The 13,481-nt window shown below is 62.0% G+C and carries 8 protein-coding genes; all 8 read right to left on the bottom strand.

The genetic code is table 11. The features are described 5' to 3' along the window. Position 1: 1 nt before the first annotated feature. Entirely contained in the window at positions 2 to 3,073 is a 3,072-nt protein-coding gene (locus HOP44_RS07420; protein WP_172252034.1) for a VWA domain-containing protein, read from the bottom strand. Beyond that, the gene (locus tag HOP44_RS07415; RefSeq protein ID WP_172252032.1) at positions 3,057 to 5,156 is read right to left on the bottom strand and encodes a vWA domain-containing protein; all 2,100 of its coding nucleotides are present in this window, start codon (positions 5,154 to 5,156) and stop codon (positions 3,057 to 3,059) included. Before HOP44_RS07415 ends, HOP44_RS07420 begins: the two co-directional genes overlap by 17 nt. Before the next feature lie 73 nt (positions 5,157 to 5,229). After that, positions 5,230 to 6,132 carry a DUF58 domain-containing protein gene (locus HOP44_RS07410; protein ID WP_172252030.1) on the bottom strand — a complete coding sequence of 301 codons (903 nt, stop codon included), beginning with the start codon at positions 6,130 to 6,132 and terminating at the stop codon, positions 5,230 to 5,232. Next, entirely contained in the window at positions 6,129 to 7,118 is a 990-nt protein-coding gene (locus tag HOP44_RS07405; RefSeq protein ID WP_172252028.1) for an AAA family ATPase, read from the bottom strand. The genes HOP44_RS07410 and HOP44_RS07405 overlap by 4 nt, the downstream gene beginning before the upstream one ends. A gap of 45 nt (positions 7,119 to 7,163) precedes the next feature. Further along, the gene (locus tag HOP44_RS07400; protein ID WP_172252026.1) at positions 7,164 to 8,873 is read right to left on the bottom strand and encodes a phage tail tape measure protein; all 1,710 of its coding nucleotides are present in this window, start codon (positions 8,871 to 8,873) and stop codon (positions 7,164 to 7,166) included. Positions 8,874 to 8,931: 58 nt separating this feature from the next. Continuing rightward, positions 8,932 to 9,918 carry an ABC transporter permease gene (locus HOP44_RS07395; protein ID WP_172252024.1) on the bottom strand — a complete coding sequence of 329 codons (987 nt, stop codon included), beginning with the start codon at positions 9,916 to 9,918 and terminating at the stop codon, positions 8,932 to 8,934. After that, positions 9,915 to 10,844: an ABC transporter ATP-binding protein gene (locus HOP44_RS07390; RefSeq protein WP_172252022.1), complete on the bottom strand. Its 930-nt coding sequence runs from the start codon at positions 10,842 to 10,844 to the stop codon at positions 9,915 to 9,917. The genes HOP44_RS07395 and HOP44_RS07390 overlap by 4 nt, the downstream gene beginning before the upstream one ends. Next, a complete protein-coding gene (locus HOP44_RS07385) occupies positions 10,841 to 13,255 on the bottom strand; it encodes a hypothetical protein (RefSeq protein WP_172252020.1) in 2,415 nt (804 codons plus the stop codon). Before HOP44_RS07385 ends, HOP44_RS07390 begins: the two co-directional genes overlap by 4 nt. Positions 13,256 to 13,481 lie beyond the last annotated feature (226 nt).

Below are 13,481 nucleotides of genomic sequence, written 5' to 3'. Positions count from 1 at the left end.
TTTAGCGTCCGCTGCGCTTCTTGGCGGCCAGCAGCCGCTCCATGGCGCTGCCGCCGCCAGCCGGCGCGTCGTTCTCCGGCCGATCCGGCCGCTTCGAAGCCGCAGAAGGCGGCTTCGAGCCGCCGCGGGAGGCTTCGCCCGCGGCTCCCGGCGCTGCGCTTCGCGCGCCCGCCATGCCGGCGGAGCGGTCGGTCGGCTGCGCTTGGCCGGCGCCGCGCTCCGCGCGGACGCGGTCCACGGCGGAGGCGATGCCCCCGCCTGCCGCGGACCCCGGCTCCCCGCCTTCGGCGCGGGGAGCCTCGGCCGGCCGCTTGGCGGCCCGGTCGGCCGCGCCCTGCGGCGGCGCGGCGGCGTTCTCGGCGGCGCGTTTCTCGCCGCCGCGGAAGCCCGTGCTCCGCCGCTTGGCGGCGGTCAGGCGCGCAAGCGCGCCGTCCTCCGCGGGAGCGGCTTCGCTGTCTGCGGCGAAGCTGCGCCGGCCGGCCGCCGTGAACGGAGCCGCCAGTACGGCGGCGACCCGTTCCCAGGGAACGGCCAGGCGGCGGATCGCGATATCCGCGATCCACAAGGCCAGCACGGCGGCCAGCAGCAGCGAAGTCCAATCCCGCATTTGTTTGTGCGGGGCGGCCGGCTGCGCGTAGACCGCAGCCGGATCGTCCCAGGAGAGGACGCGCCCTCCGGTCAGCTGCGCCAGCTCCGCGAGGCGCTGCGCTCCCTGGTCGGAAGCGGAAGCGATACGGTATTCCGGCGAGTAGGGGATAACCAGACCCGTGCCTGTCGCGGCCGGAAGACCGGCCGCTTCTTCGCTGTCGGCAGGCGACAGATTAAGCAGGTAGGCGCCGGGATCGCTCACCGGCAGGATGCCGGTATAGTGCCCCGGAGCGGTCTGCACCAGCTTCACCGGTTTGCTTCCTCCGGTTTCGTCGCCTCCGACCGAAGCGAGCAGCTCGCCGGGAAGCGTGCTGTTTCCCTGCTGCGCAGCCGTCACGCTGAGCTCGGTGCCTCCCTCGCTCATTGCCGTTTCGATCCGGTACGGCGAAGCGGCAAACTGCGGGAACGTCCATTTGACGGTCTGGGTCAATACATTGGCAAACTTCTCCCAAGATACCCACTGCCCCGACCATTCCCCGGTCAGATCGCTTGTCCAGGCCACGCTTCGACCGGAACCGTACTGCCATTTGACCAGCAGCGGATCGGGTTCGGGACTGACCAGCGCCGTCTGCGCCGACGGTTTGGCGCTCGCCGCGACATAGCCGTTAATCTGCGGAAGACCTTCCGCAAACAGCCCCGCCCAGTCTCCCGCATCCGCCACCGCCGGGGTAAACGGCTTGTCGACGACATAGGTCCGGGCGAGCAGCACCGCTTCGCGGCTGAAGATCGCAGGCAGCGTTGTTTCGTCCTGCACGTCGTAGAATCGGCCTTTGCCCAGCTCCGCGATCCGTTTAAGCAGGCCGCGGTCCGCGTCCGAACCGACGGCCACGCTCGATGCGGTGACGTTGCCTTCGCCCAATTCCGCAAGCAGTTCGTCGTAATTCCCTCCGCCTGCGGACTGTCCGTCCGTCAGCAGAATAATATGTTTGCGCTGCGCATCGATCTTTTGGATCGCTTCGCCCGCGGAGGCCATCGCCGGATAGATGTTCGTTCCGCCTCCGCTCGGAATCGACTGGATCTGCTGCAGCACGTCTTCTTTGTCGGTCAGCTTCTTCGGCTCGACGACCCACCAGGGCGCATCGTCGAAAGCGACGACGCCTACCGTGTCTTTGGCCCGCATGAGCTCTACGGTACGCATAGCCGCTTCTTTGGCCAGCTCGATCTTGCTGCCGCTCATACTGCCCGATCGGTCGATCACCAGAATCAGGCCGAGTTCGGGAATCTTCCGCTTGCCTTCCAGTTCCATCGAGACAGGCAGCGCCCGCTCGATCGGCGTATCGAAGTAGCCGCCCAATCCGAAGCTTTGATCGCCTCCGCTCATCATGAAGCCGATTCCGTAACTGCGGACCGCCGTTTCGATCGCGTCCATTTTGGCTTGTCCGAGCGAGTCGCCCGACACATTGTTGAACAAAATACTGTCGTATTGGGCGTAATCCGCAATCTGCGAAGGCAGCAGCGAAGGCGGAATGACGGTTGTATCGATCAGACCCACATTAAGCGCGCTTTGGATATTGGAAGAAGTGTCCGGCTTGCCTTCGACGATCAGAACGGAAGGACTGCCGGCCACCCGGGTAAAAGCAAACGCGGCGTTGTTGGCGGACTGCCCGTCGCCCGGAATGCCCAGCTCGGCCCGGTAGCGGTGCAGGCCCGGCTTTTTGGCCAGACCTTGAAGCAGTACGCTGTTCTCGCCGCGCTCTACCCGAACGGTCTGCGTCCCGATTTGCACATTGTCTTCGTACAGGCGGATTTCTCCTGTTCCCGAGAACGTACTGCGCAGCTGCGCTTCGACCGTAAACGCTTCGCCGAGATACAGCTTGCCCGGCAGGGTAAGCGAGTCCACGGAGGCATCGCGCTCAACTTGATCCGGCTTGTCCAGAACGTCCACCGCGATGCCTCTGTTTTTCAACAGACGCCCCGTCTCGATCATGCTGCCTATATTTTCTTCGCCGTCGCTGATCAGCACAATACGCGGATCGCCGGTGCCGAGCATTCCCGAAGACAGCTGGAGTGCGCGCTGTACATTCGTATAATCTTCATCGACGGCGGCATCCAGCCCCCCAAGCGGCGAAGTGCCGCTCATCGTCTGCTCCGCCGAAGCGTCACGGCCGAAAGAGAGCAGGGCGAATCGGTCATCCGCTCCTTTTTCCCGCAGCGAAGATTCGATCCATTGCCGGTCGTCGTCTGCGGAAGAAGCGCTGGACGAACGGTCGACGGCATAGACCACTTCGTGCTCCCGCTGGACGGTGTACAGCTGCACGCCGGCCAGCAGCAGCACGAGCAGCAGCAGGGACAATGTCCGCAGCGAGGCGGCCAGCCGATGCCGAAACATCGAGATCCTTGCCGGGCCCCGCAGCGCGAATACGGCAAATCCCGCAAGCGGAAGCAGAAGAAGCAGCAGCCAGGGATGATCAAATTGAACGCCCACGTCGGTACACCCCCCATTCCGTCAGCATAATCGCGGCGATCAGCGCCGCCAGCAGAGCCGTAAGGGCAAAGCGCCCCCGATTGTCTCCGGACGCCGCCCGGTCGGGCGCCGCTCCGTCCGAATCGACCGCAGCACCGCCGAATATCGGATTTTCTCCGGCGGGTGCCGCAGACTCCGACGCATCCGGCCGTACATCAAGCAGATAGACCGGAGCGTCGCCGAGTCCGCGGCCCGTTTGTTCAAAAGCATACAAACCCGGAACCGGGGGAGCCGGCTGCGAAGAACTGGGAAGCGTCGAAGATCCCGCCGCGTTCCCGGCAGGCTCCGAAGCACCGGGCCGCTCGTTCGAACCCGCTTCGCTTTCCGTCGATCCGCCTGCGGCTTTTACTCCTTTTTCGGCTTCGATCATCTTGGCTCCGGCTGCGAACGCGAGTCCCTGCAGAGGACGCCAGACGGCGTCTTCAGCGCCCGGCACAATCGGCACATCCACGGCCGCCCCGGATACGACGCGGCCGAGACCCCCTCCGCGGCCGCCGGACAACCAAGTGACCGCGTTGCTGACCAGTACCGGGAATTCGCTGTTTAGCGGCAGGTCGCCGCTCTGCAGATCGAAACCGAACCACAGGGCGCGCCGGCCGTTCTCCATGCCCGCCGCGATAGCCGGGCGTTCTTCAATCTTCATGACCGGCGTCAGTCCGGCCGGCTTGTCCCGGGTCAGCGGACCGAAATACGGTTCGCTGAGCGTCAAATACCGGGTAACCGGGTGCGCGGATACTTCCACCCGCCGCCCGGCCGGCTGCTGCGTATCCTGTGCGCCGCCGATCGTCCAGACCGCAGCGCCGGCCAGCAGCCGTTTCCATTCGCCGCTCTGCAGGGCGGACGGAAGCTGGCCTTCGACCACCACCAGATCCGGCCGGATTTCCGGCAGCGGAGGCGCTGCTTTTTCCGTTGTTCCCGCGTCTGTTCCGTTTGCGTTTTCCGAATTTCCGGATGTATTTTCCGCACTCTGCGCTGTGGGCGCGCCGCCCGACAGATCGAAGCGGGTCACTTCGGCCCCCGAGAGCCGCAGCGCTTTTTCCAGAAACAAATTGCCGTCCGACAGCAGCAGTACCTTTACCGTACCGCCCGTTTCCGCAAAAGCGAAAGCGTCATCGTCCGCCGCATAATCGTCCGGCGCATCCGCAAGGCCCAACCGGTATACGTCGGCCTTTTCCGCTGCGCCGAACGTGACCGTCTTCCGCTGGCCCGGCGCAAGCTTCAGACTCTCTTCCGCCAGCCGGCGTCCGTCCCCGGACAGTTCCGCCCGAAGTTCGAGCGCCGCGCTGCCGGTGTTCGCGATAACGCCGACGAACCGGCCGCTCCCGTCCGTCCCGAACTGTTCGACCGCCGCGTTGCGGTAGCCCGCTCCGTCGATCCGGCGCACTTCGATCGGCGCCGAAACCGGCAGATCGTCCGTACGCTCATTCCACTGCGCATCCGTATAGACGACGATTCGGGCCTCTTCCTGCCCTTCGGCCACCGCCGACGCGAGCGAGATCGCTTCGCGGTAAGCGGTCCGGCCGTAATCGGCCGACAGCGATTCGACTGCACGTTCCCAGGATGTCCGGTCCGAAGCGCCCGATTCGACAACCTGGGGACTGCCTCCCATCCGGATCAGCGTTAGCCCGCTTCCCGACTGCCGCGTATCCGCCAGAATGCTGCGCTTCATCTCATCGAGCCTCGTTGCCGCCGCGGCGGAAGCTTCAAGCGAATCGCCGCCTGGCCCCGCAGGGTAACGGGCATTCATGCTTGCCGAAACGTCGGCCACTACGATCGTATGCCCCCCGCTTCCGGCTTCCGTCCACAGAAAAGGCCGCATCAGCGCAAAAGCGAGCAGAGCCGCCGCCAGCAGCTGCAGCCACATCAGCAGACGGCTGCGCAGCTTCTGCCAGGGACGGTTCGCTTCGGTATTTTCCAGCGCCCTCCGCCATAACAAATGACTGGAAACCGGAGTGTCGATAAACTTGCGTTTGAACAAATACATGATGATGATGACCGGAATCCCCAGTGCAAACCAGAGCCCCGCCCAAGAACCGATTCCCATTCCCCGCACCTCCTTTCATTCGTGGTCGCCTTGGCGTCGATACCTGGCTCCCTGCCGGAAACCTGCAGCCAGCCTAGCGGACCAGCCCCTGCTCCCGCAGCGTACCGAGCACCGTTTCCCGGACCGGAACATCGGTCGGCGCGAGTATATAGGCGATTCCCCGACGTGCGCAGTATTCGGCCAAACGTCCCCGATACGCGGCGAATTCCCGTTCGTACGCTTCCACGAGCCGGCCGGTAAGCGCGGCTTCCTTGGATGTCCCAAGCTCCGCATCGATCAGATTGAGATCGCCGCGCAGCTTGGGTTGAATTTCCCCGCGGGTTACGACCTGCACCAGGACCACTTCCTGCCGGGCGGCCTGAAGCCGCGCCAGCGCTTCTTCCATTTCTTCTTCCCCGCGTTCGGTCCAGCAGTCGGAGAAGATCCAGGTCATGCCCGGCAGCTTCGGCAGCCGGGAACGCTCGGCGAATGCTTCGGCTAGATCGCCCCGGCCCTGCGCCTCCGATCCGGCCAAAAAGTTCAGCATGCGATATACGGCGGGACGGCCACGAAGCAGCGGCAGCCCTTCGCCGACCTTTTCTCCGATCCGGTAGACGCCAAGCCGGTCATACGCCGCAAGCGTCATATAGCCGATACTGGCGGCAAGCCTCGAGGCATGCAGCAGCTTGGATGGCGAAGATTCGTCGGCAAAATCCATCGACTGCGAGCAGTCCACATACAGCGTCACCTGAAGCTCCTGCTCATCCAGATACTGCCGGACCACTTTGCGTCCCGTCCTGCCGTAGACACTCCAATCGAAACGCCGCACATCGTCGCCCGGCGAGTATTCCCGATAATCCGCAAATTCGAGCGAAGCGCCAAGTTCTCTTGAACGCCGTCTTCCCTGCCTTGTCCCCCGGACCCGTCTTGCCGTTGACAAGGTCAACCGGTCCAACTGCGAAGTCCACTGCGCGCTAAGCAGTTCCTCGGGCTTCATCTCGAAGACTCCAGCCGGGCGAGAACATCGTCGACCAGCGTGTCCGGCGAGACGCCTTCGGCCTGTCCTTCGAAATTCAGCAGCAGGCGATGGCGCATGGCGGGCTTGGCCGAAGCCCGGATATCTCCGCTCGAGACGTGCATGCGGCCCTGGATGACCGCGCGGACTTTGGATACGGCGATCATCGCCTGCAGCCCGCGCGGTCCCGAACCGAACCGGACATAGCGCTTGACCGATTCCGGCGCATCCGCCTGATCCGGATGGGTCATCATCAGCAGACGCACCGCGTAATCGAGTACGTCTTCGGCCACCAGCACCTCTTTGGCACCGCGCTGGATCTCCATCAGTGCAGCGGCGTCCGCACGCTTGACCGCCTGCCGCTGATGCGGTGCGGTCGTGCGGCGAATGATTTCTTTCAGCTCGTCCGGCGACGGGTAGTCGACATCCAGCTTGAGCAGGAAACGGTCCAACTGCGCTTCGGGCAGCGGATACGTGCCTTCGTTCTCCAGCGGATTCTGCGTAGCCAGGACGAAGAACGGTTCCGGCAGACGATGCGTGACGCCGCCGATCGTGACCGTCTTCTCCTGCATCGCTTCGAGCAGTGCGCTCTGCGTCTTGGGCGTGGCCCGGTTAATCTCGTCGGCCAGTACGATGCTGCCGAACAGCGGTCCCTGCCGGAACTCGCTCGTTACCCCGCCGGCATTCTCGAAATGGATCATATCGGTGCCCGTGATGTCGCTTGGCATCAGATCGGGTGTGAACTGAATCCGCGAGAACGGAAGATCCAGCGCGTCCGCCGTCGAACGGACCAGCATGGTTTTGCCCAGTCCGGGAATACCTTCAAGCAGGGCATGGCCGCCTGCAAATACGCACCACAACATCTGTTCGACGGTTTCGCTCTGCCCGACGATCACCTGCGCAATTTCCTCGCGCACGTCCTCCATCGTTTTTCTCCAAGCCTCGATTCGATCGGTTTGCTGCAGCATATTTTCTCTCCTTTCAACTCGTGAAACGGGAACAAGCGGATTTTCTCAGGATTCCGGCTGAATTTCCGTAAAATAACTTTCGACCAATCCCTGCACGCTCTGCGGCAGGTCGCTGCGCCCGAGCGATTCCTTGGCGCGTTCGGAATACTCGCCGTATACTTCCTCGTACGGACGGCTGACCCCGTCGATCGTCGGCGATACGCCTCCGGTCTGTTTGTCTCCGCCGCTCGAAGGCCCGCTGTCGGACTGGATATTGCCGCTGCCTTGAAGATCGCGCGGTGTGGCGACCTGCTCGCGGCCGCCGCTGCCCCAGCCGGCTCCGCTTCCGCCCTGGCCCGAACCGCTACCTCCGGAGCCGCCTCCGGAACCCGAACCTCCGCCCGAGCCCTGACCCGCCCCTTGGCCTGATCCCTGGCCGGATCCGCTTCCCTGCGACCCCGAGCCCTGACCGCCTGCGGCCGCGGCGCTTCCCGAACCTTCGCCGCCGGTTCCTTCACCGGGAGAACCTTCGGAATCGCCCGGTTCTCCCGCACCGGCTTCGCCGGAGCCCCCGGCGTCGGCCAACGCCTCGGCCGTGCCGCCGCTGCCCCAGGCATCGGACAGCGATACGCCGGATGCCGCAAGTTCTCCGGCTATTTCCATCCCGCTTTGGGCAATCTGCGCCGCAGCGGCGGCAGCCAGATCGCTCTGTTTGCCAAGTTCTCCCGATTCGCCGGCCGCCGCCGCAAGTTTCTCGGCCAGCTCGCGGATTTGTTCATCCGACAGCTGGAGCGATTTCGACAGTTCTTCGGACGCCCGCTTCATCGCCTCCTGAAGCGCAGCCGTTTCTTTCCCTTCCGCAGGAGCCTGTTCGGCCAAATTCTTCAGCGTATCCGCCAGTTCTTTTTTCTGCGAGTTGGAGAGTTTGTCGATCGCATTCTTCAGCGCCTCCGCACGTTTCGGCGCCTCTTCTCCCTGCTGGGCGGCTTCTTTCAGCGCCTGCTGGGCGGCGAGGCGGCGGCCCCAGTCCTGAAGTTCCCGCTGGCTCTCGGCCGCTTCGTCCGCCTGGCGTCCGAGTTCCTTCATCGCCTGCTCCATCTGTTTGAGCGCCTGCTCGGACCGGCGCGAATCGTCCAGCCCTTCCGCGAGTTTCGCCGCCGTTTCGGCCAGCGGAGCCCGGGCTTCGGGCTCGATCGGCGCCTGCTCCAATTCTTTCGCCAGCGCTTCGGCTTTTTTCTGCTGGGCGTCGATCAGCGCCTGTTCGCGTTCCCGCTGACGCAGTTCGCCCTCCATCGGATTCGGAAGCAGCAGCAGAACGGCGCATACAACCAGCAGAGCGGCCGAAGAAACGGAGGCTCGCCCGCTCTTCACCGCAAAAGGCAGCCGTTCTTTGCGTTTGGCCGCAAATTCGCGGCCGTACGTCTCGGCCTGTGCCCGCTGCCAGTTCGCCGCAGCCGAATCCCGGTCCGCAAATTCAAGAGCCGTCGTCATCAGATCGCGGCGTTCTTCCGCCGGATCGGCACGGTCCATCGCGCGCGCGGCTTCTTCCGTCCGCACCGGCCGGATCCAGGCAGCGCCCGCGCCGAGCAGCGCGCCGATCGGAAGGCAGGCCAGCGCGCCCGGAAGAGCGTACGCCATAGGTACGAACCGTGCGAAGGCCAACACCAGAGCGGCCGCGGCCAGTCCGGCGGTCAAGCCGCGCAGCGCGAAAGTACACATCCGGAAGATCTGAAGCCTCAACCTTACCTTTGCGATCGCGGACAAGATGTTTTCCATATCGGTGTCCCTCCTTTTTCCTTCGCGGCTTAACGGTTCGGTCCCCCGCTGCGTACGCCTATGACCGATCGGACTTGCCGGGTACGGATTTCATTTCGGCCACGGCGGATTCTTCTTCGCCCTGCACCGTTTCCTCGTCTTCCGCTTTTCTGCGGCGTACCGGCCGGATACGGCGAATCGCGATCCACAGCGCTCCGGCGGTTACGACCGCATAGACCAGCAGGAATTCCAGCCACAATGCAATCGGCGCATCGTCCTGCAGATTGCCGCTGTTGACGAGGAAAGCCTGCTTGGAGATACCCGGTTCGAAAATACTGATCAGGGCTCCGGCCGGATTAAGCCCCAGGATAAATCCAACCCACGAGTATTTGGGCGGCACCGTTCCGCTGTAATAAGTCTGCTGAACGACGGCGAACAGCAGCAGATAGGCGACACCTGTCACCACAAAGATAAACAGCGTCATGCCGTAAGCCATAATGACCGCCATAATCGTACGTTTGAACAGCGTCGAACACAAAATGCCGATCGCGCCAAGCAGCAGCATCGTAAACAGATAGAACAGAAACACCAGGATCAGCTGCGAAGGCGAGATGCCTCCGTAGAGAAACACGACGCTGTAGATCGGAAGCGTGGCGAGCACGATCAGTACCATAAACGCCAGCGAGGACGCCAGCTTGCTCAGCACGATAGCGGACGAACTCTGCTGCGTAGTCAGCAGAATGTTCAGCGTCTGCTTTTCCCGTTCTCCGCTGATGACTCCCGCAGTCAATGCCGGAGTCATAAAAGCGATCAGCACCAGCTGCGCGATACTGAGCACATAGAACAGCAGACGGCTTGTCGTCGGATCGAAGCGCATCCCCGCCTGGGAATTCTGGAAGCCCATCGTCACATAAATAAATCCGATGGCAAGCCCGCCCAATACGAACACATAGGCAAGCAGCGCGATAAACGAACGCGGTGTGCGCATTCTCAGCCGGAATTCTTTGTCGAGCACCGGGTTGATCCAGAGGCTTCCCAGTCCGCCCGGTCTTTTTGGAGTACTCATGTCGCCGCCCCTCCTTTCGTGATTTCGAGAAAGACGTCTTCCAGGTTGGTTTGGGCTTCGTTAAAAGAAACCACTTCGTATTCCCAGTCCATGATGCGGCGCAGCAGATGCATCTGCTGGGCATCTTCTCCGCTGAAGTGCACCTGAATCCCGTTGGCATCGTCGAGTACACGGCTCACATGCTCTTCGTCGCGAAGACGGACCGCCAGCTCTTCCTGCCGGCCGAGCGTACGGATATGCAGCACCCGGTTGACCCGCATCCGGCTTTGAATATCGGACACTTTGCCCTGAGCGACCATGCGTCCGTGTTCGATCACTCCGATCTCGTCTACCATTTCCGCAAGTTCCGGCAGAATATGCGAGGAAATAATGATCGTTTTGCCCATGCGTTTAAGTTCTTTGAGGATTTCGCGCATTTCGATCCGCGCCCGCGGATCGAGTCCGGAAGCCGGCTCGTCGAGAATCAACACTTCCGGATCATGCACAAGACTGCGCGCCAGACACAATCTTTGTTTCATGCCGCGCGACAAGCCGTCCACATAAGCTTCTTTTTTGTCCGACAAATTGACGAGTTCGAGCAGCTGGGGAATCAATTTCTCCCGCTCGGTCCGTGCGATCCCGTAACTCGCTCCGTAGAAATGCAGGTATTCGTCGGTCTTGAACCGGTCATAGACGCCGAAGAAGTCGGGCATATAGCCGATCCGCCGCCGAACTTCTTTGGGATGGCGCGTAACGTCGTAGCCGCTGACTTTGGCCGTACCGGAATCGGGCAGCAGCAGCGTCGCCAGAATCGACATGGTGGTCGATTTGCCCGCTCCGTTGGGGCCGACGAAGCCGAATACCGTACCCGCTCCGATCGTCATGCTGATTTTGTCGAGCGCCTGGAAGCTGCCGTAGCGCTTGCTCAGTTCACTGATTTCGATCATGGCTGCACCGATCCTTTCAATTTGATCTCCGGCAGCGCCATGGTCGTCCATTCGCTGACTCTTACGCGAATCTGCACCAGGTCGCCGTTCGCTACGTAATCGGAGGCTTTCTTATAAGAGGCCGACCCGCTTTTCCAATTGATCGAACGCCATTCGCCTGCGGCTTCGTTCCATATTTCAAGCCGGGTCGTCGGCTGTACGCCGTCCGGCAGACGGATATCGAGCTGCTTGTAATCGACGTCTCCCAAATCGGGCAGCGTATAGCCGAGTGTCATCGTTCCCGGCGAAGCGCTCATACGCCCCATGCCGTCATCGGACACCTGCGTCGTATTCGTATGAATGACCGTTCCCCCCGTGTATCCGTAAGGGATATTGACTTCTCCGTTTTGCAAAATGTCGATCGAAACAGGCTGGGTATACATGCTGAGCCGGTCGTTTGCGACCTTTTTGCCGCCGACATTGAGAATATCTTCCGAATCTTCACTGAAAGCGATCAAAAAAGCATTCTGCATGCCGCTTCCGACCAGAGGTCCGTTTACCGAAATATTCTGCGTCATCGAACGCTGGCGGTTATAGGCATCGGTTCCCGTTGTCGGATAAGCGAACAGCATGCTGCCCAGATCGTAATAGTTGGAAGACATCGTTGACCCTTTGCCGATCGAAGCTTCCTTGCCGGGCTCAAGCGTGCCGATCTTGTACAGTTTGCCGCCGGCCACCAGAGCCATATCTTCCATCCGCCGGTCCGTCTCGTTGACGATGACGCCGCTGATCTCTCCTTTTGCGTCGACCGTCAGGTTCGGTGTCCATTTGCCTTCATCCAGGCTGCCCGGTTCTTCCACCGTAAACTTGGCGACGGACCAATACGACATGTTTCCGAGGCGCAGGCGGCTGGCCTCCGGTTCTTCGCGGACAAAGTTGTCCAGCTGCCCGGTCACTTCGCCGTTGTTGACGGTCCAGCCGCCGTTCGTGGTCATGATTCCCAACTGCGTGCCTGCCGGGAAATCGACCGTATACTCGCCGCTGCTCGGTACGAACAGCGCCGTTGCGCTCCGGCGCACGCCTTGGCCTTCGCCGTCAAGCGTCACATAGCTCAAGGTATGCGCGATCTCGTTCGTTTTGTCGGAAGAACCCGTCATATAGATCGCCCCGCTCGAGACGATCGCAACCAGCGGGATAAACACCCAGGCCCATTCCCGTTTATCGAATTTGCGGAGCAGCAGATACAGCAGCGGCGCCACAACCACCAGATAGATCAGCAGCATCCAGACCAGCACGCTCAGTTTCGGCATATGCAGCGAAGGGAAATAATCGAGCGCACTCGAGACATTGTACGAAGAGGAAGCAAAAGACGTATTCGGAACGCCCGTGCTCCCCGTTCCCGCAGCGTTCAGATCGGGCTGCAGCAGCTTGCCCCACAGCGCCGGGCTTCCCGCCCAGGAAGACAGCGGTTCGAGCGACAGATCGTACGCCGCGTACCAGACCTGTCCCGCCTGCAGCGGCATCGAAGCAACCAGCGGCCGATCCGGCGTGCCGTAGCGCACATCGGCTTCCGGCTTGGCCGCAGCGTTGGCCGCCGTCAGCGACGATCCGGCAGGCAGCGGTTTGCCTTCGCCTCCGGATGCCAGCGGCGCCGCGGATACGGAGGAGGTACCGCCGGACGCTTCGACGGGCGACAGGTCTTCGAACCCCGCCGCCGTCTTGGCATAGCCGGCTCCTCCGCCAAGCAGCAGCGATCCCCCCCGTTCTACCCAGGTGCGGATGGCGTCCGCCTGCTTCTCGTTCAGCGTATCCGCCGCAAAGTCGTTCATGACCAGGACGTCGAGCCCGTCCAGCAGCAGCGGATTTTCCCCGATATCGCCCGCTTCAAGCGGCACCATGCTGACGGTCTGCCCGCTGCCCTGCAGCAGACTCAAGAAATTCATCGTATCGGGATCGGACGACAGAACGCCGACAATCCCGCCGAACTGACTCGAACTCGACAAGTACGCGCGGCCTTCGCGAAACGGCAGCGATTCTCCTTTCTCGACCGAACCCGGATAAAAGCGCAGCATGCTCGTATTGCGCGAGTAGGAGCCTCCGGGTACCGCAAAGGTCACTTCCTTCGACGTTCCGGCCGGAATTTCGACGCGGCGTACATATGTACTTTCTCCCATGCCGTTCTGCGGCGATACCTGGACGACCAAATCTCCCGTCAGATCGGTATCGCTGGTCAATGTTACTTTCAACGGATTCCAACGGCCGTCGTTGATCTTGCCTCCGTAACCGAATTCGGCCGATACCCGAAGTCCGCCCGTTGTGTCGGCCGCGGCATTCGCCCCGGCCGGAAAAATCGGCAGCAGCGCCGCGATCAGCGCCAGAGGCAGCAGCAGCGCCAAGCCGCTTCTGGCCGCGCGCATCATCCATCCCAACATAATATTCCCCTTTCGTTTCGTAAGTTCAGACCCTTAAATAGCTAAATTTTACATCCCGAACAACGACAGCGGCCTGTTGAGCACTCAACAGGCCGAATGTGCGCCTTGCGGCTGCGAAATATGGAAACAAGCACTCCGCACGGACGTCCCCTTACTAAGACGGTCCCGCGCGTTCTTTTGTTACGAAAATAATTATTGTCGCCCAGTACCTTGACCGAATCAAATC

Source organism: Saccharibacillus deserti (assembly GCF_013618475.1).
Taxonomy (GTDB): Bacteria; Bacillota; Bacilli; order Paenibacillales; family Paenibacillaceae; genus Saccharibacillus; species Saccharibacillus deserti.
This window is presented reverse-complemented; position numbering and strand designations above follow the sequence as displayed.

Bases quoted from the DNA above. Each gene is read 5' to 3' on its own strand.
- HOP44_RS07415 (WP_172252032.1), bottom strand. From the start codon at position 5,156: ATGGGAATCGGTTCTTGGGCGGGGCTCTGGTTTGCACTGGGGATTCCG.
- HOP44_RS07410 (WP_172252030.1), bottom strand. From the start codon at position 6,132: ATGAAGCCCGAGGAACTGCTTAGCGCGCAGTGGACTTCGCAGTTGGAC.
- HOP44_RS07405 (WP_172252028.1), bottom strand. From the start codon at position 7,118: ATGCTGCAGCAAACCGATCGAATCGAGGCTTGGAGAAAAACGATGGAG.
- HOP44_RS07400 (WP_172252026.1), bottom strand. From the start codon at position 8,873: ATGGAAAACATCTTGTCCGCGATCGCAAAGGTAAGGTTGAGGCTTCAG.
- HOP44_RS07395 (WP_172252024.1), bottom strand. From the start codon at position 9,918: ATGAGTACTCCAAAAAGACCGGGCGGACTGGGAAGCCTCTGGATCAAC.
- HOP44_RS07390 (WP_172252022.1), bottom strand. From the start codon at position 10,844: ATGATCGAAATCAGTGAACTGAGCAAGCGCTACGGCAGCTTCCAGGCG.
- HOP44_RS07385 (WP_172252020.1), bottom strand. From the start codon at position 13,255: ATGTTGGGATGGATGATGCGCGCGGCCAGAAGCGGCTTGGCGCTGCTG.